General features: G+C 39.7%; 15 protein-coding genes. 9 read left to right on the forward strand and 6 right to left on the reverse strand.

Going from position 1 to position 18,378, the window contains the following annotated elements; all coding sequences use genetic code 11:
• Window positions 1-42 precede the first annotated feature (42 nt).
• Together Q4575_RS08105 and Q4575_RS08110 are read right to left on the reverse strand one after the other, a co-directional pair.
• Window positions 43-861, reverse strand: a complete 819-nt coding sequence (locus Q4575_RS08105; protein ID WP_215965401.1) for a mechanosensitive ion channel family protein — start codon at window positions 859-861, stop codon at window positions 43-45.
• Between the two features lie 52 nt (window positions 862-913).
• Entirely contained in the window at window positions 914-2,479 is a 1,566-nt protein-coding gene (locus Q4575_RS08110; protein WP_303522230.1) for a hypothetical protein, read from the reverse strand.
• A 295-nt stretch (window positions 2,480-2,774) separates the two neighbouring features.
• Between Q4575_RS08110 and Q4575_RS08115 the strand changes: the two genes are divergently transcribed.
• From Q4575_RS08115 to rraB, 5 genes are all read left to right on the forward strand, one after another.
• The gene (locus tag Q4575_RS08115; RefSeq protein ID WP_303522232.1) at window positions 2,775-4,769 is read left to right on the forward strand and encodes an SUMF1/EgtB/PvdO family nonheme iron enzyme; all 1,995 of its coding nucleotides are present in this window, start codon (window positions 2,775-2,777) and stop codon (window positions 4,767-4,769) included.
• A 165-nt stretch (window positions 4,770-4,934) separates the two neighbouring features.
• Window positions 4,935-6,827 carry a GGDEF domain-containing protein gene (locus Q4575_RS08120; RefSeq protein WP_303522234.1) on the forward strand — a complete coding sequence of 631 codons (1,893 nt, stop codon included), beginning with the start codon at window positions 4,935-4,937 and terminating at the stop codon, window positions 6,825-6,827.
• Window positions 6,828-6,895: 68 nt separating this feature from the next.
• Window positions 6,896-9,202 carry a DNA topoisomerase IV subunit A gene (gene parC, locus Q4575_RS08125; RefSeq protein ID WP_303522236.1) on the forward strand — a complete coding sequence of 769 codons (2,307 nt, stop codon included), beginning with the start codon at window positions 6,896-6,898 and terminating at the stop codon, window positions 9,200-9,202.
• Between the two features lie 96 nt (window positions 9,203-9,298).
• Window positions 9,299-10,042: a 1-acylglycerol-3-phosphate O-acyltransferase gene (locus Q4575_RS08130; protein WP_303522238.1), complete on the forward strand. Its 744-nt coding sequence runs from the start codon at window positions 9,299-9,301 to the stop codon at window positions 10,040-10,042.
• Window positions 10,043-10,045: 3 nt separating this feature from the next.
• Window positions 10,046-10,387 carry a ribonuclease E inhibitor RraB gene (rraB, locus tag Q4575_RS08135; protein WP_215965407.1) on the forward strand — a complete coding sequence of 114 codons (342 nt, stop codon included), beginning with the start codon at window positions 10,046-10,048 and terminating at the stop codon, window positions 10,385-10,387.
• A gap of 85 nt (window positions 10,388-10,472) precedes the next feature.
• Here rraB and Q4575_RS08140 read toward each other — a convergent pair whose 3' ends face one another.
• Window positions 10,473-11,660 (reverse strand): MFS transporter, encoded by a 1,188-nt coding sequence (locus Q4575_RS08140; protein ID WP_303522241.1) that lies wholly within the window; start codon window positions 11,658-11,660, stop codon window positions 10,473-10,475.
• Between the two features lie 151 nt (window positions 11,661-11,811).
• On the opposite strand from Q4575_RS08140, the gene Q4575_RS08145 reads away from it, so the two are divergent.
• Window positions 11,812-12,708, forward strand: coding sequence for a LysR family transcriptional regulator (locus tag Q4575_RS08145; protein WP_215965409.1), 897 nt, complete (start codon window positions 11,812-11,814; stop codon window positions 12,706-12,708).
• Between the two features lie 25 nt (window positions 12,709-12,733).
• Here Q4575_RS08145 and Q4575_RS08150 read toward each other — a convergent pair whose 3' ends face one another.
• Together Q4575_RS08150 and nhaD are read right to left on the reverse strand one after the other, a co-directional pair.
• A complete protein-coding gene (locus Q4575_RS08150) occupies window positions 12,734-13,231 on the reverse strand; it encodes an ATP-binding protein (RefSeq protein ID WP_303522244.1) in 498 nt (165 codons plus the stop codon).
• 389 nt (window positions 13,232-13,620) lie between these two features.
• Window positions 13,621-14,862: a sodium:proton antiporter NhaD gene (gene nhaD / locus Q4575_RS08155; RefSeq protein ID WP_215965411.1), complete on the reverse strand. Its 1,242-nt coding sequence runs from the start codon at window positions 14,860-14,862 to the stop codon at window positions 13,621-13,623.
• 243 nt (window positions 14,863-15,105) lie between these two features.
• Here nhaD and Q4575_RS08160 point away from each other — a divergent pair, with 243 nt between their 5' ends.
• The 3 genes from Q4575_RS08160 to Q4575_RS08170 are packed head-to-tail and all read left to right on the forward strand — an operon-like array spanning window position 15,106 to window position 17,915.
• The gene (locus tag Q4575_RS08160; RefSeq protein WP_272181825.1) at window positions 15,106-15,714 is read left to right on the forward strand and encodes a phospholipid-binding protein MlaC; all 609 of its coding nucleotides are present in this window, start codon (window positions 15,106-15,108) and stop codon (window positions 15,712-15,714) included.
• Between the two features lie 2 nt (window positions 15,715-15,716).
• The gene (locus tag Q4575_RS08165) at window positions 15,717-16,574 is read left to right on the forward strand and encodes a mechanosensitive ion channel family protein (RefSeq protein ID WP_215965413.1); all 858 of its coding nucleotides are present in this window, start codon (window positions 15,717-15,719) and stop codon (window positions 16,572-16,574) included.
• Complete coding sequence (locus tag Q4575_RS08170; RefSeq protein ID WP_272181827.1) at window positions 16,575-17,915, forward strand: magnesium transporter; 1,341 nt, start codon at window positions 16,575-16,577, stop codon at window positions 17,913-17,915.
• Between the two features lie 180 nt (window positions 17,916-18,095).
• Here Q4575_RS08170 and Q4575_RS08175 read toward each other — a convergent pair whose 3' ends face one another.
• The gene (locus tag Q4575_RS08175) at window positions 18,096-18,371 is read right to left on the reverse strand and encodes a hypothetical protein (RefSeq protein ID WP_215965414.1); all 276 of its coding nucleotides are present in this window, start codon (window positions 18,369-18,371) and stop codon (window positions 18,096-18,098) included.
• Between the last annotated feature and the right edge of the window lie 7 nt (window positions 18,372-18,378).

Here is an 18,378-nt window from a genome sequence, read left to right on the forward strand (position 1 = left end):
CTGGTTTTTATTTACGGTCTGAATACAAGACAATGTATGTTATCAGTCGTTTTTATGAACGTGAACATCCATTTGTGGGTAAGGGATGCCGATTTCAGCTTCATCTAGAGCGATTTTAATTTGTTCAGTAAGATCGAATTTTACTGTCCAAAAATCTGCTGTATTTGTCCAAGGCCTAACAACGAAGTTAACAGAAGAATCTGCAAGTTCAGCGACGGCAATTGTTGGAGCTGGGTCAGCTAATACTTTCTCATGACTTGTTACGATATCAGTTAGAAGCTTTTTAGTAACTTTAAGATCAGCGTCATAGCTTACGCCAATTACCATATCTACACGACGGGTAGCTTCACGTGAATAGTTAACAATTGCGCCGCCTGTGATTGTAGAGTTAGGGACGATAACAACTTTGTTGTCACCGGTTTTAAATATAGTTGAAAATATTTCAATTTTTACAATGCTACCAGCTACGCCAGCCGCTTCGACAAAGTCACCCGCTTTAAATGGTTTTAAAATGATGATAAGAACACCAGATGCGAAGTTTGACAACGAGTCTTTTAGCGCTAAACCAATGGCTAAACCAGCCGCACCTAAGATAGCGATAAAGGACGTTGTTTGTACACCAATTTGCGACAGCGCCATTAGCACAACCGCCACTAAGACGAGTGCATAAACCAAGCTACCTAAAAAGCCACTTACAGCTTTATCTACATTCTTTTTCTTTAACGCTTTTTCTAGCAAACCACTAATTGCACGAGCAATCATTTTACCAACGATAAAAATCGCTATGGCATAAGCTAGCTGAATACCAGATTCAACTATTTGATCTGAGTTATTTGAAAACCAATTAACTACTTGTTCCATGAAACTTCCTCTTAAAAATTAAACTTAATAATATGATTTGAATATGACAACGCTATGGCATTGATCCATAGGTCGTAAACTTTAGTACGGCTTCCGCTACTTTATTCGTATTTATCGCGTTTTCAAAGACGTGGGTATTAAATTGACTGTTTTTCGTCAATTTTGCACTCTCCTTTAGATTTACATCGCGAATTGTCGAAGTATTGTCGGTAATTACTGGCTTGTCACTTTTTATTTGCGTGCCTAGTATTTTTTGTTGCTCAGGTTTATTTGATCTTGATTTTCTAACTAAACCTCGTGTTTTCCTCGCAACCTGCGAAAACGAGCCGTTAATGAGGTAATAGGTCCCATCAAATTGCGTAGTTGGCAGCTTGTCGTCTGGGTAGTCGAGTGTGCCGAACGCTTGAATCGATTCACTGCCATAGGGGGCTGTCACGTCAAACTGACCGATATCAACCCAACGGTTAATTTGTTCAACTCCGAGGTAGTGAATGAATTTCTGATTATCGCTACTGTCATTTAAATCCACTAAATATGACTGTGACTTTTGACTATTCTGGCTGTGACCTACGAGATAAAAATAGCCAGGATGCGAAAGCTTTACCAGTAACTTAACGGTTTGGCCTTTTTCAAATAACAAATCTCGGGAACCTTTATTTGTTTTAATCTGGATCTTGAAGTCATTGCCAATTATATGTTCTTTAATGAGTTGTTGGTCAAACTCTAATGATTTAGGTAGGTAATCTAAATTGGCAATTGAGCCTAATGTCAATTGCTGGCTATTGGCATGGACAATTTGTTTGTTTTTTTCTTTAACTAGGGCAATTAAGTTGTTTTGAATGCTGATGTGCTTTTCATTATACGAATAGTTTCCTGTTAGCTCGTAAAAAGCATAGTCTCGGTCAGAAATAACATCTAGATGCGAAATTATTTTTGCCCTGAGTGTTCTAGAAAATGGCGTAACTTCTAACGATTCAATTGGGGTGAATGGCTTCACAAATATACGACGGTATTGTTTTAACGGAGTTGCAATCGCAATAGCGAGTTCGTCGATATTGGAAGGTCGACTTTGAATATTAGCCAAAGCGCTATTAATTTGTGGCTCACTCACAATAGGGCTGCCAATGGGGGTATTTGGTGCGAGTAGTTCATAAACGACAACGATTGTTTTGAGCTGTTCATGCAGCAATAACAGCTGCTGTAATTGTGCAAACTTGTCGTTACCTAATGACTTTTTAGTCAGTTCCCAGAGTTCATCAATTTGACGAATCAGCCGAGTTATTTTGGCCGCATATAGTTCAGCCTGTGCTTCGCCAAGCTCTACGGTGCAGTGATGTTCGTTATTAACCTGTAAACAATCGTTTTGAGTCCCCATAATCTGCAGTTGCGACGACAATTTGCTGGTTAGTCGATAGTAATTTGCTGTTTGAGTGCCTCGCTCAACGTGCGTTTTAGTTTCAACGTAGACGTACAGATTTTGCTGTAAATCAGATAAAGCGAGCTGTTTTGCCTGCGCCAAAGATTTGTCGACCCCGAGCCCCATATAAGACATTGCCATTAATGATTGACAAAAAAACGACAATAACAGGGTCGCTAATATAGAAATGTTTTTTGACATTTAAATGCCCTCATTAAATTTTGTTGCTTTTTATCAACCGTTTATACCATCGACTTGCGTTTGTAAATCGACCTAAGCTCGTTCGATGTTAGCGTATTAGTGTAAACACTGTGTTGCAAACTTTAGGCCTAATTTACATCGGCATAAAGATTGCTTTTGTACTTAATAAATAATTTGTACTTAATTAATAAATTGATTGGTCATAAAACCAATAGGCTCATTTCGATAGTCGACAAACTTTAAAATTAAGTTGGCTGGTACAGTAATAGGTGATGGAGATTGCGTGGGAAATAAAATGATTAACCAGTTAGCTATCTTTATTTTTGCTTGTTTGTTGATGCAAACGGATTCTCTTGCTGGATCAAAAATAGAAAAAATCGCGCTGGTGATTGGCAATGCGAATTACGACGACTCTGATTTGAAATTAGACAATCCGATAAATGACAGTGTGGCAATGAGTCGCAAGCTTACCGATCTTGGTTTCCAAACTCATCTAATCCACAACACGAATAAAGGGGCGTTTGAATCAAAGTTTGCAGAGTTTATCGCTGATATTAATGTTTTGAAGGCGAAAAACGACAATGTTGTAGTAACTGTGTTTTATGCGGGTCATGGTGTTCAGCTAAACAGAGTGAATTATTTAGTGCCCGTTGATACGCAATTGATGCAAAAAGAAGAATTGAATAACCGTGATATCGAACAGCAATTTATCTCAATGCAATGGGTGACCGAACAGCTAGAACAACAAAATAACTTATTGAATATTGTGATCTTAGATGCCTGCCGGGATTTACCCTTCACCTCACTAAATAGCAAAGTGGGCGGGTGGACTGAAATTGTGAAACCGAACTTTTTTGTGGCTTTTGGAACCGGTCCTGGTGAACAATCTCTTGACGGAAAACGAAATGAAAACAGCGTTTATGTCTCTGCTATTTTGTCCCATATCGACTCCCCGGGCATAAATTTATCACAGTTGTTTCAACGGGTTAGGCTGGACGTAATGGAGGAAACTGAGGGGTTTCAAGTTCCTCAAGAATCAAATCGGTCGGTTTATGATTTTAGCTTCAGTCAAACCCAATCTAGCAGTAGCCAGTTTTACATTGCCTTTTTAATTGCCATTGTCGGTGTTTTGGCGCTGGGGCTATTGCTCTTATGTAAACTAAAGGTATTTTCTGAATTTAATCCTTTGCAAACATCTAAATATAGATTGGCCAGTGTCGCTGTATTTACCTTGGTGGTTGGTGGTTTTACATTAACTCAATTTATCGATTCATCAGGGACAATTGAGCAGTATTTCAAAAAGTTAGCGGTGTCACTTAATACCAAAAGTGATGGGGAAAATGGGGCTATAAATGGATCTGAAATTGACGCAGGAACTTTTGATAAAAAAAGAGCAAACAAAACCACTGAGCAGATGAGCGCTGAACAAACGCCTGCTGAATATACTGTTATTGAATCAAATGAAATGGCAATCAATGCAGACCGAGGGTTGAAAAGAGTTTCACCAAAAAGCGTCGCGTTTGGTAATAAACCTGGCGTGTTAGATGAATTTGAAGCTAACAGGACAGAACAAACCAACAAACAAATTGTAGAATCAATGTTAAGGGCAATGGTTCGGTTTGAAGGCGGTTCATTAGAACTCGGGTCTAATCAATTTGGCAAAGAATCAAAGCCTGTCATTGTCACCTCAGTTGGGGCTTTTTCGATAATGTCCCATGAAGTAACAAATGAAATGTATCTACTTTGTGTAGACAGTGAGTCATGTGTCTTAGACTCAGTGAAACGTTCGTCACTTGATGCTCTGCGTCCTGTCGAGTCAGTCAGTTATGAACAAATAACAAAACAATTTATACCTTGGCTTAATGGCCTATCTGATATCAAATTTCGATTACCTACAGAATTAGAGTGGGAATATGCTGCCAAGTTTGGGGTGGATGACCCATTTAATGAAAAATTACTTTTAGGTGAAATAGAAGCCAATTGTGCCGATTGTTTTGGTAAAAGCTTTGGACGCAGAACCGCGCCGGTTATGAGTTATTCACCTTCAATATCAGGGGTATTTGACTTACTTGGAAATGTCAGTGAGTGGACAGCAAGTTGCTGGACCCCGAATTACCAGCAGCAATATTATGGCGACCCCTGGCCGAACATCAACAATTGCTCAAATGTCGTGATCAGGGGGGGCGCTTGGCACCAAAAAATGAAAAACATCTCTAGTACGGGCCGTGAGAAAATGGCCAAGAGCAGAAAAAGCGGCACCATTGGTTTTCGCTTGGCATTGTCGTTTTAGTTATCTTTAACATTGCGTTTCAAAGTCTAAAGTTGAAGGTATTTAGCTAATAAAAAATAGTCGGATTGGTTTTTGTCTCGTTACCTGCCAAAATAGTGACATACGTTTAATCGATATAACTGTATAGAGCGATTGAAATTAATGCTTAAATTTGTGTTGCAGATAATGTCAGCTTTTACTTTGTTAATTGTTAGTTCAGTTGCTTATAGTCAAAACTCGCCTTTTGTTGACGATGATAAAGTGGTCGTTGTTGGCTCTATAGACGCCTTAGAAATTGAGCAGATGCCAGCAAAGTTTGCTGACTTTTCCGCCATGATTAGCTATATCGATTCACAGCAGGACGAAAGGCCAAAGCGTGTATTGCAGTCAATAATCCGGTTTTTGAAGGAGAGTTCGTCACTTTCCCCAGAACAAAAAAAGGTGCTACTGACACATAAAGCCCAGCTTCAAAAACATTTAGCTATGCCTCACAAAGCCATAGCAACTATGGCTGAAATACATCAATTAGAGCCCAACTTAGACAATACCGAAAAACAACAATATGCAAGTGAACTCGCTGAATTATATCAACAGGTAGGGAATTATTATCACGCCATTGAATATACTCAGGCGGCTTTTAACTTTGCGATCTCAAATCAAAATGTGCGTGATGCGGTTATGTTCGGTCAGAGGTTAGCCAGCTATTTTTTATTCTTAAATGACCTAGACCAGGCGCAATCTTGGGTCGCCAAGGCGGAAAACTTGGCTGTTAAACAGGGAAATAACATAACTAAGATTGTCTTCTATTTAGAAAAGGCTCGTTGGCATAAAGAAAACCGAGAGTACTTTTTAGCAGAAGTCGCCGCCAAAAGTGCAATAAACATTGCATCTCACTTATCTCTGCCAAATATTGCACGCGAAGCGTCTCTTTTGTTAGTTGATGTCTTATTAATCGAGCGTAAATTTTCAACTGTTGAGCCATTGTTACAATCATTATTTGACCAAGCGCATGCCATTCGTGACCGAGCAGCACAATTTGAGGTAGTGATAGCAATTGTCGAATTACAGCTTAAACAGAAGAAAATTGAAGAAGCACAGCACTTTTGGACAATGGCGAAACAATTACAACGATTTGCCTATTCAATGCCAAATGCACAAAAGCTAAATAATCAATTGATAGGGCAACGAGTTCAGATATTAATGGCGCAGGAAAAATGGCAGCAGGCGCAAAGTGAAATTGTCCAAATACCATATCAAAATAATGTTCAATGGTATGCCCGTTACATGTCCATATTATTCAATGTTAACGACAACATAGACATTACCGCAGAGCTTGCGGCGTACGTAGAGTTATCAATAGAACAAGCGAGTCAGGCAAAACTACAAAAAATAGCATACGAATCAAAATTGTTAGCGATAAGCAAAGAAAATTTACAACAGCAGTTAGCGTTAATCCAAGTTAACGCCGACAATACGATTAACAAACTTCGTCGTTTAATCGATGCGAAGTCAAATTTAGTCACCGCCTTGTTTGTCATCCTTATCGTTTGTTTAATAACGATTTATATTAGGCATTTTAAGCCTACAAACTTACTCATTGCCGATAGTTTAACTGGCCTGCCCACCATTAATGGGTTGCCTGATATTACTGAACCATTACTTTTGCAACAAACGCCATTTTCGTTTTTGTTATTCGACCTAGATAATTTTTCGCAGCTCAATGAAAGCCAAGGGTTATCAGGTGGAGATCAAGTTTTACAACAAATGGTCGCGGCTTTAACCTTATTACTGCCGCCAAATTGTATTTTAGGGCGATTACAAGGTGATACTTTTTATGTTGTCGCCACCGATTTTGACCGTCAACAAGCAAAAATATTGGCCGACCGAATTAGATTGCAGTTGCATAAATGTGACGCTTCCATACAATCAAATAAGTTGGGATTAACAGCGTGTGTCGTTGTAGCTGAATCTTGTGAGTTTTCAGATATTAGTCAAATGATAACGGCGACCAAAACACACTTGAAACAAATCCAAGCAACGGCGGTTGATAAGACTGTCGTTTTTGAAAGTAACTGTTAGAATTCTATTCAACTGACTTGCGCTAAACTCGGATATCGCCGAATTATAATAATAAAAGGGTAATACGAATGACCGAAGTGACGACCACCATAAGCAGTGATGGTGTTGAACAACTGCCACTTAGACGCTTTACTGAAGATGCATATTTAAATTATTCCATGTACGTCATCATGGATCGTGCATTACCTCATATTGGTGACGGCTTAAAGCCTGTTCAACGACGCATTATTTATGCAATGAGCGAATTGGGACTGTCGGCTACCGCAAAATATAAAAAGTCTGCTCGTACCGTTGGCGACGTTTTAGGTAAATACCACCCTCACGGCGACAGTGCGTGTTATGAAGCGATGGTATTAATGGCGCAGCCGTTTTCTTACCGTTACCCTTTGGTTGATGGCCAAGGTAACTGGGGTGCTGCAGATGATCCTAAGTCATTTGCTGCAATGCGTTATACCGAAGCTAGGCTTTCACGAGTTAGCGAACTTCTATTATCCGAATTAGGCCAAGGAACCGTTGAATGGCAACCCAATTTTGACGGTACTATGGATGAGCCAAAAACACTTCCTGCACGTTTACCTCACATTCTACTGAATGGTATTACAGGCATTGCGGTTGGTATGGCGACTGATATTCCACCTCACAATATTCGTGAAGTGACCAATGCATGTATTCACTTACTCAAAGATCCTAAAGCCGAGCTATCTGACTTAATGGGTTATGTACTGGGCCCAGATTACCCGACAGAAGCTGAAATTATTACACCATCTTCTGACATTGCGAAAATTTACGAGACGGGCAAGGGCAGCATTAAAATGCGCGCGACGTACGTTGAAGAAAGCGGTGACATTGTTATTAACGCGTTACCGCATCAAGTTTCTGGTGGCAAGGTGCTTGAGCAAATTGCAGCTCAAATGCAGGCGAAAAAGCTACCGATGATCACCGATCTTCGTGATGAATCAGATCATGAAAACCCAACTCGGATCATCATTGTTCCGCGTTCAAATCGCGTTGAAATTGAACCTGTAATGCAGCACTTATTTGCTTCAACAGATCTAGAAAAGAACTATCGCGTTAACTTAAACATGTTAGGACTCGATGGTTTACCTAAAGTAAAAGGTCTTAAACAGATATTAACTGAATGGTTAGAATATCGTCGCGAAACGATTACCCGAAGATTGCAATATCGACTCGATAAAATTTTAGCAAGACTCCACATCTTAGAAGGCTTGTTAACAGCCTTTTTGAATATTGATGAAGTCATCGAGATTATCCGTGGGAACGATAAACCAAAGCCGGTATTAATGGAACGTTTTGCTATCTCGTCGACTCAGGCAGAAGCCATTTTAGAATTAAAATTACGCCAATTAGCCAAATTGGAAGAAATGAAAATTCGTGGTGAGCAGGACGAACTAGCAAAAGAACGTGACACCCTTGAAGCTCTATTAGGCTCTCGCGTTAAGTTAAGTAACCTCATTAAAAAAGAACTTGCTGCAGATGCTGAAAAATATGGTGACGACCGCCGTTCACCAATTGTTGTGCGCAGTGAATCAAAAGCAATATCAGCCAAAGACTTAGTGCCAAGTGAGTCGATTACGGTGGTGGTTTCAGACAAAGGTTGGGCACGTTGTGCTAAAGGGCATGGCATTGATGTTGAAGGGTTAAGTTATAAATCTGGTGATGGATTTAAAGATGCGGCCCAAGGTAAGAGTAATCAGCAAGTCGTGTTTATCGACAGTTCTGGACGCAGTTTCTCGACAGAGGCGCATACCTTACCGTCGGCGAGAAGTCAGGGGGAACCGCTAAGTGGTCGATTTAGTATTGTCGCGGGTGAAGTGATTGAACATGTCATTATGGCCAAAATGGACAAACAATATTTAATCGCATCCGATGCTGGTTACGGGTTTGTTTGTACGTTTGAAGATATGGTGACGCGACAAAAAGCCGGTAAAGCACTTGTTAAATTGCCAACAGGGGCAAAACTAAACGCACCTCAACCGGTTTATGATATTGAAACGGATTCGTGTTTAGCGATTTCCAATGAAGGCCGTATGTTGGTTTTCCCTTTAAAAGATTTACCAATACTAAGCAAAGGTAAAGGCAATAAGATCATCAATATTCCTTCGGCACGTTCTGCGAGTCGCGAAGAATATGTTCGTCAACTCGTAGTAGTGCCGCAGGGTAGTGCCGTTGTGTTACATGCGGGTAAGCGTAAATTAACATTGAGTGAACGTGATATTGAACATTATCGCGGTGATCGTGGACGCAGAGGAAGTAAACTTCCACGTGGTTTGCAACGAGTCGACAAAATTGAAGTCGAGGATATTGTGGTGACAGACGTTGAACAAATCGAATCTGATGGCAACGCTGCTATTTAATTTGGCTTTATAGATAGGCATTAGCGCAATATTTAGCTAACGAGTGTACGCTGAGTTTGTTACAATGCCGTCCTATTTTTTATTGGAGCAATCTACGTGTTGAAATTAGTTCGCCTACTCATGTTGGCGGTATTTTTTGTGTTGTCTACCCTATACCTTTTATTGTTTATGGTAGTTAGACCATTTAAGCCAAATAACGTATGGCATGTAGCTCATACCTATGGTTTATTTTTGCCTTTTTTAGGGGTGAAAACCGAGATCCGTGGTGAGCACAATATTCCAGATACACCTGTTGTTTATGTTGGCAATCATCAAAATACGTATGACATTTTTACAGTTGCAAACGCCGTGCAACCAAATACCGTTAGTATTGGTAAAAAGAGCCTTAAGTGGATGCCATTTTTTGGTCAAGTTTATTGGTTGTCAGGCAATATCTTAATTGACCGCAAAAACAAAAATAAAGCCCACGGCACAATTAGCCAGGCGGCGAAAAAAATTAAAGAACAAAACATTTCTGTTTGGCTATTTGCTGAGGGCACTCGTTCGCGAGGTCGTGGTTTATTAAAGCTTAAAGCAGGTGCGTTCCGAACGGCCCATATGGCTGGCGTTCCTGTTGTTCCAGTCGCAATTAGTAATACACATGAATTGATTGATTTGAATCGTTGGAATAATGGCAAAGTTATCATCGAATATTTACCGCCAGTGGCAATTGAACAAGATGATAAAACCTATATTCGCGAACAAGCTGACCACGTACACAATTTAATGGCGGCAAAACTCGAAGAATTAAATACGGAGTTAACGCCAACCACTGCAACTTCTGAAAGAAAGGAAGCATAAGTAATGGAACAAATCGATTGGCAACAATTTACCAATGACATCGTAGAGCAGCTACTAGAAGATGGCTCTAATGAAGAAGCTATGTATGTAATAGAGCACCATTTTGTTGCTGACGATGCGACAAAAGCCGATGAAGCTATGCAGCAAGGTTTCCTCAATGGTTGGGACTTATCTGAACTAGAAGTTGCTGAGACTGAAGATGGCGAGCAAGTCTTTTGCTTTGACGTTGAAACTGAATGTCCACTAGATGAAGTTATCATCTTCGAAGAAGTTGAAATCATGGTGGCATTTGCAGAGAAGTCTGGATTGGAATATGACGGATGGGGCACTCACTTCGAGGAATAACCCGTTTGTAAATGAGATAAAAAAGGCTACCGATTGGTAGCCTTTTTGGTTTCTAAACTCGACATTAAATTAACTCAACCGCAATCTAACTTACTTTAGCAAGTAGAGACAGGTTAGCCTTGTTGTCCAATGACCCGCTTATTCGAGTGAGCACTAACGCAACTAATACTACTAATGCGCCTACCCAAGTTGTATTTATTAAATTAGACTCCGCTACAATAAGTCCGCCACCCCATGCACCTAAAGCAATACCAACATTAAAGGCGGCTATATTGAGACCGGACGCAACATCGACAGCGTCAGGTGTGTGCTTTTGGGCCAGAGAAACAACGTAAACCTGCAAACCAGGGACATTGCCAAAAGCAAATGCTCCCCATACTAAAATTGTAAGTATGGCGGCTATAGGGTGGACCGCAGTAAAACTAAAAGTAAATAATATAATCGCTAGACCGCTAAATATAACCGTTAAGGCTTTAATAGGGCCCATTTTATCAGCCATTTTTCCGCCCCAAATATTACCAATGGCGACTGAAACTCCATAAACCAACATCACTAAACCGATAACATTGCTATTTAGTCCTGTAATGTTGTTTAAGATCGGAGCCAAATAAGTAAATGCGACAAATGTCCCGCCATAGCCAATCGCAGTAATGGCATACACCAATAATAATCTTGGATGTGTCAGTACCTTTAATTGCTCTGAAATTTTCGCCGGTTTTGCTTGTTTGAGGTTGTTAGGAATTAACATTGCACTGCCACACATTGCGATTAGCCCTAATGCAGAAACGGCTAAAAAAGTTGCTTCCCAACCAAAATGCTGGCCGATATACGTACCGAGCGGCACACCAGTAACTAAGGCCACTGTTAAACCTGTAAACATAATTGCAATTGCGCTCGCGGCTTTTTCTTTGGGCACCAATCCAGTGGCAATTGTCGACCCTATGGAAAAGAAAACACCGTGGGCAAGTCCTGTAAGAATTCGGGCTACAATAAGTATTTCAAAACTCGGTGCTTGCCATGCAACAAGGTTCCCCATGATAAACAAGCCCATTACTGTGAGAAGAAGGTGTTTTCTATTCCACTTACCCGTCAGTGCGGTAAGTACAGGCGCACCAATTGCAACACCAAGTGCATACAAACTAACCAGTAATCCGGCAGAAGGTATCGTTACATTAAGATCTTGAGCCATAGTAGGTAACAAACCTACGATAACAAATTCTGTGGTGCCTATCGCAAAGGCACTTAGTGCCAAGGCTAGTATTGCTAAGGGCATAATCATCTCCAAATAGTTAAAAGTGTGTAGGTGAGTGCATATCCAAATTAATTGGCTTGTCACTTTGTCGACGCTATTATTAAGCGTTATACTGTTGTGATAAATGTGGTTATTGGCAAATTACTTTTGTTGTTAATGGTGTTAATTGGGGTTGGCTTTGGATTTAAAAACGCGTTCTGATGATTTAGAAGTATTGCTCTGTGTCGTAGATTCAGGTGGTTTTTCTGCGGCAGCAGATGTGCTCGACATACAGGTTGCTCGGGTTTCGAGGGCGGTGAGTAAAATAGAGAAGCAGCTAGGCGTGAGTATTCTCACCCGAACGACCAGGCGAATTGAATTAACAGAAGAAGGCCGTAAGTTTGTAAATACCATTAGGGCTGCATTGCTGTCGATTCAAACTGCAGAAAATGAAATTATTAGTCGTGGCGAACTGCCGGCGGGTAAACTACGTATTAATGCCGCTAGCCCATTTATATTTCACCAATTAATCCCACTAATACACCCTTTCAAATTGGCTTATCCTGATATTGAATTAGAGCTAAGGTCAAACGAAGCATTTATCGACCTTATTGAAAAGAGAACTGATGTTGCAATACGTATCGGTAAACTTGAAGATTCCACATTACACGCTAAAGCATTAGGTAATAGTCCGCTTTATATTGTCGCATCGCCAGAATACATAGCAAAAAGAGGCTTGGCCAAACACCCTAAAGATTTATATCAACATGACATTATTGGTTTTTCCGATATTAAGTCTCTCAATAAGTGGCCTTTAAAGGGAGGAGAAGCAATTGCGCCCACCGTTACAGCAAGTAATGGTGAAACAATACGGCAGCTTGCTTTAACAGGTAATGGCATCGCCTGCTTATCTGGTTTCATGGTTCATGGTGATATAGCGTCTGGGGCACTGATCTCGTTATTAGCGCCATACCGAATACAGAATACGGAAAGAGAACAGATAAATGCTGTATTTTATAAATCATCTGCTGTGGCTAGGCGAATAACTGCTTTTTTAGACTTTATCAAACCCAAATTAACACTAAAATAATGTGATCAAAATTTCTGCTTTTATGTTATTCGCATCTTTCTATGACAGTTAGGTTTTCTGTGGCAATTTCGTTGGGTTCGTCAAAGTACTTTGTCACATGATTAAATACTTGTTCTGTATCGAACTTTGCCCTAGAAGGTTGCTCAATTCGTCTTTGTGCAATTTGTTTTAAACATAACTCATTGCTGGCTTTCAAATAGATAAGCTCATACTTTGCATTCGCCTCCACACATAAACTAACGAACCACTTTCGTTGATTAATTGTATTTGCAGGGAAGTCCATAACCACATTTGCACCGGTCTTTAGGATGTTTTGCACATGTGTTTTTAATAACGGTTTTAATAAACCAGAAAACCGAATGTAATCTTCAAACGTGGTGATTTGATCTGGATAAAGTGACGCCAGCCATTTATCTTCAGAGATTAGGATCCCATTACGTTCATTGTTGATGTTAACTGCAGCTGTCGATTTTCCCGCCCCCATTTTTCCGCAAAATAGTATTAATGTTCCATTTCTTGCCATTGGCTTTCCTAAATTAGGCTATCGTTTGATCGAGTTAACATTTCACTATTATTGCCTATGATTATGGATCTGTGAATTATTTCCTAATTGCAATCACTAACAGGAAATACATTATTGAATCGTTCGGTTCAGATACAAGCGTTAAATCGCTGGGAATTGGCTTTTTCTATGAATAGAGGTATGAAGGAGCTTTGCCTCCGTGATTGCGTAATCGGGGGAAATGATGAGTGACTTAAAATAGGGTATTGCGAGCTTGTCCCTCAATACTAATTTTCGTTAAAAACGTTTTCTTATTGGCAAAATAGTAAAGCAAGGACAAACATACACTGCAAAATAATATACAGGGGCGCAGGATGCTGTCCTAGCTTTGCAATTTTAGGATGACATGATTAGTTTAGGACTGTACTTGTCAGTCCATAGCTTAACCAGTAACCAACTGAGTAAGCGACGATTAGGTAGCCAAACATCGACAAATAACTGATGAAATTTAGCTCTTTTACTTTACTCATTGCGATAATGCCAGCTGCAGAACCAATGACTAACATCGAACCCCCGACGCCAGTAGCGTAAGTTAGCGCTAACCAGTTTGCTACGTCCATTTCTATGTCTGCTTTTAACAACGCGGCAGTCAATGGTACGTTATCTAGAATTGCAGATAGCATGCCTAGAATATAGTTTGCGACGCTGTAATCCATAGCCGTATATATTTTTGTTAATTGGTTTAACACGCCAACTTCTTTCAAAATGCCAACGATTAGTAAAACACCTAGGAAAAATAGCAGGGTATCAAATTCAATTTCACGAATGTAATTTAAGACGTTTTTATTTGTTTTTCTAACTAAATACTGGGCGATTAAAAACATGCAACTTAAGCCAAACAAAAACGTCAAGACCGGTGGAATTTGATAAAGCGCATTTAAAAACAAAGTGGAGAAGATAGTGACGAGAAACACCGACGCGATGATTTTGTCATTTCGTTCAATGGGTAATGTTTCCTGCTCAAAGGTCAGCTCGCCACGCATATTTCGTGCAAGTAACAATGCGAGAACTAGTACCGCAGTAAAAGATGGAATAATTAACAGCAATAAGTTCGCAATACTCACTTTGCCTTCTAGGAAAATCATCAGTGTGGTTACATCACCGGTGATGAGTGAAACCCCACCGCTGTTTACTGCGAAAATTATTAATGTTGCATATTTTAATCGTTGACGGGCTGGGATATCGAGAGACGCGATAACTGCAACAGAGACTAAGGTTGCGGTCACGTTGTCGGCAAATGAACTGAACAGAAACGAGAAGCCGCCAATTAATAGCATAAACTTACGTTCGCTCATTTTTTTCGGAAGCAACCGCTGAACGAGATTCGATATAAATCCTTTGCTGTTTAAGTAAGCGACAAATGTCATTGCAGCCATTAGGAACAGCCAAAGCGTCGCAATTTCTAAAATATTTTCGTTTAACTCATTAGTTATCTGCGCTGAGGTAGAACCATGAAGTGGCACAAGGTATGCCAATAACCAACTTAACGTACCAATGAACAAAGTCGACTTTGCTTTATTGACGTGGATGACTTCTTCGAAAATTACCAGTAATAGGGCAATAATCGCCAAGGTACAAATTATTATGGTCATGGGGGCTCTAGGCAGTTAGGTCAAATTTGAAACACATTTTAAAGTATTAACTCTATTATGGAACTGTTTTTATATAATTAAAATTTATTAACCTATACATTTTTAACAAAATTGAACTTAAAACGGCTAGCTAAAACGCCAATCACTGAAATTTGTCACGGCAATTAAAATAATTCGTTTTAATTATTAACGATTTCCCTCTATAACTAACATATAACGTGTTAAACCAAATTGGATTTTATGATGGTAAACCTAAAACAATTAGGGTTAGTGAGTACAATATTTTTTATGGCTTTGTCTTTTTCAATCAAGGCAGAGGAATTGAGTAAAACGGCGACAATCGTTTTTGATCAAGTTGAAGTTGCTTTAAAGCAACTAAAAGCAAATGACGGTTTAAACTCAACCGAATTAAAGGGATTAGTAAATACAGTTGTTTTGCCTCATATTGATCACAAGTATTTTACCTTTAAGGTTTTGGGCAAACATTTAGAAAAGTTAACGCCTGAGCAACGAGCTGAATTTGTAGAGTTGCTCACGATAGATTTAGTGAGTAACTACGCAGAGTCGTTAAAAAGGTACAACAACGAAAAAATAACGGTTGTTTCCTCGACCTTAGCACCGTCAGGTAAATTAGCTTCTGTTGCAATGAAGTTTACCGGTCAGGATAAGCCAATCAATGCGACCACCAAATGGCGCATGTCGGATAAAGACAGTGAATGGTATATCTACGATTTTGTCGTTGAAGGTGTGAGTCTATTGCAAACCAAACAAAAAGAATTAGGTAGTCAATTATCTAGCACAGGTATTTTGGGTACGATTGATAAGTTAAAGTCTAAAACAACCAAGGGATAACATTGGAAAATTTATTAACAAGCCAATTTTTTATTAGTGTTTTATTCGTCGTTTTTGCGTGGCTTGGCAAAAACGGCGTCACTCGTTTTATCAAAAAAAAATCATCTAAACCGGTTGCAGACAAACGTTACTTAATAAACAACACAAAAAACGTAATTAACGCGATTTTATTTATTTCGTTGTTTGCGTTATGGAGTGCTGAGTTACAACGTTTTGCGTTAAGTATTGCGGCGTTTATCGTCGCTATCGTATTAGCAACAAAAGAAATCATTCAATGCGTTGTTGGATTTATTTATATTTCCAGTACGAATCCATTTCGAGTTGGGGATTGGATCCAAACCAAAGATTTTACCGGCGAAGTAACCGCTACCGATTGGGCAAAAGTGACTTTATTAGAACTTGACCCAAAAGATCATAGCTATACAGGCCGCAGTGTATTTGTTCCTAATAGCCAATTGATCATGTTGCCGATTATTAACCTTAACTATATGCGACGTTATGTTAATCACTCGTTTTCGATTGTACGAGAAGATACCAACTTTAACCCCTTTATTATAAGGGACCTGATGATTGAGAAGGCCAATCAATATTGTGCCGATTTTAGTGACGTGGCCGAGCGATATAATACTTTGATAGAAACTCGCTTAGATATAAAAATATCTGGGCCGCAACCTGCGTTTATTGTGAGTACAACAGATATAGGCAAAATCAAGATAACAATGAGTTTATTTTGCCCAACAAAGCAGTCTAAAAAGATTGAACAACGATTAGTTGAAGACCTTTTGACGTTATGGTCAATTGAACAAAAGAAACATAAACAGTTAGAAGATACGTCAAAAAACGAAGTGTTGGACGCGTAGATGGAAAACCATTCACTTGCAATAGATTTGGAGCCGCTCATCGCGGCGTTGGCAATTGAGCCTATTGAATTGCCTGATGTCTGCCAAACGTTAAATTCATTTCAGTGGGCTGGTGTATTTGAAGGGTTAACAAATGACCAGCGGATAAAATTGTGGGCGTTTATCCCTGTAGAATTGCAAAGTACAGTGCTCGCTGTTATGCGCGAGGATGCAAGAAATCAGTTTATTGCAGTATTGCCGCAACAGGTAATTGCAGAGGCTATTAGCTCGGCAACCAACGCAGAAGTAATGGGCATACTAGATGTATTGCCTAAACGTACAGCGGCCAAACTGGTTAACAAACTTGACCCCGTAATGCAGAGTGTTCTCGAAACGTCACTGAGCTATTCTTCAAATCAAGTTGGTCGGTATGCCAACGCAAATGTATATACAGTAAATGAAAAAGCGTCTGTTAAAGACCTTATTAATGAAATTAAGTCGAGTGACATAACAAATGACGGGGGCAGTTATTTTGTTGTAGATGATAGTTTGATATACGTTGGCGAAGTCAAAATTAGCGATATTTTAAATTCCAGTCAAAAAACCGATGTAAAAGAACTGGTCATTCCAAATGAAAAAGTGATTTTAGATCAAGCCAGTTTATTGGAAGCATCAGACTTAGTTCGTGGGTCAAACAAAGCTGCGTTGCCAATCGTGACTAAAACCGGTGTATTTTTAGGTCAGTTTTCAATCCATGACGCACTGGATGTTTTTCAAGCGCATTATGAAGAGCAACTCGCGCATATGGGGAAGGTGAGTGACGAAGACCTCTTTGCACCGGTTGCAGTGTCTGCAAGACGCAGAGCGGTTTGGTTAGGGATAAACCTTGTTACGGCATTTCTAGCATCGTTTGTGATCGGCATTTTCGATGCGGTACTCATTGAAGTTGTGGCACTTGCAGTGCTTATGCCTATTGTGGCAAGTATGGGCGGGATTACGGGTAGTCAGACATTAACATTAACTATTCGAGGGCTAGCCACCGGGCAATTAGGTAAAGGTAATTTTAAAGTATTGCGGAGCAAAGAGTTAAAAGTTGCGGCGATAAATGGGGTTTTGTGGGCTATGTTGGTCACTGTCGTCACTATGTATTGGTTCGACAATCCAGGCTTATCTTCAATTCTCGCACTTGCAATGGTGGTCAATATGACAATTGCGTCTTTTGCCGGAATAATGATCCCTATGATATTAGACAAATTGGGGATTGACCCAGCACTGGCGGGGTCGGTGATATTAACTACAGTAACAGACGTAACGGGATTTTTTGTATTTTTGGGCAGTGCAACATTGCTATTTATTCATTAAATCGCAGGGATTGAACACCCTAAATGACATAGAAAAAGTACGGTTGAACTCATCCTTTTGTTGGTGTTTTTAGGATGAAAATGGAGAGTTAATGCTGTTATTAACTCTCCTATAGAGGCAAGTCTCAGATAGAAAGCAGTTGAGGAAACCGCCTCTTAACTCGCCAAACAACGTATTGTTTTATTTACTTTCGTCGTCTGCAACTTTAGCAAAAGACAAGGCTTGTTCTATCGACGCAAACCCCGTGTATTCATAATATTCTAATTCACTGTTAAGACATTCTAACAAAGATTGTTTATCGATCTCTTCGCTAGTCTGCATGCTTACACAGTAATCATAAGTTTCTTGAACAAATTCTTTATCTGCTGGTTGTGTAACCACGTCACCATCAGCAAACGCCAAAGTGCTAAACATAAAGCTATTTATTAATGCGAACCCAACTAATAGTTTTTTCACGTCTTTT

It is taken from the genome of Psychrosphaera sp. 1_MG-2023, assembly GCF_030548245.1.
Lineage (GTDB): Bacteria > Pseudomonadota > Gammaproteobacteria > Enterobacterales > Alteromonadaceae > Psychrosphaera > Psychrosphaera algicola.

Excerpts from the sequence above, each read along its gene's own strand:
- rraB (WP_215965407.1), top strand. The coding sequence starts at position 10,046 with ATGGAACAAATCGATTGGCAACAATTTACCAATGACATCGTAGAGCAG.
- Q4575_RS08140 (WP_303522241.1), bottom strand. The coding sequence starts at position 11,660 with ATGCCCTTAGCAATACTAGCCTTGGCACTAAGTGCCTTTGCGATAGGC.
- Q4575_RS08110 (WP_303522230.1), bottom strand. The coding sequence starts at position 2,479 with ATGTCAAAAAACATTTCTATATTAGCGACCCTGTTATTGTCGTTTTTT.
- Q4575_RS08105 (WP_215965401.1), bottom strand. The coding sequence starts at position 861 with ATGGAACAAGTAGTTAATTGGTTTTCAAATAACTCAGATCAAATAGTT.
- Q4575_RS08150 (WP_303522244.1), bottom strand. The coding sequence starts at position 13,231 with ATGGCAAGAAATGGAACATTAATACTATTTTGCGGAAAAATGGGGGCG.
- Q4575_RS08170 (WP_272181827.1), top strand. The coding sequence starts at position 16,575 with ATGGAAAACCATTCACTTGCAATAGATTTGGAGCCGCTCATCGCGGCG.
- parC (WP_303522236.1), top strand. The coding sequence starts at position 6,896 with ATGACCGAAGTGACGACCACCATAAGCAGTGATGGTGTTGAACAACTG.
- Q4575_RS08120 (WP_303522234.1), top strand. The coding sequence starts at position 4,935 with ATGTCAGCTTTTACTTTGTTAATTGTTAGTTCAGTTGCTTATAGTCAA.
- Q4575_RS08160 (WP_272181825.1), top strand. The coding sequence starts at position 15,106 with ATGGTAAACCTAAAACAATTAGGGTTAGTGAGTACAATATTTTTTATG.
- Q4575_RS08115 (WP_303522232.1), top strand. The coding sequence starts at position 2,775 with ATGATTAACCAGTTAGCTATCTTTATTTTTGCTTGTTTGTTGATGCAA.
- nhaD (WP_215965411.1), bottom strand. The coding sequence starts at position 14,862 with ATGACCATAATAATTTGTACCTTGGCGATTATTGCCCTATTACTGGTA.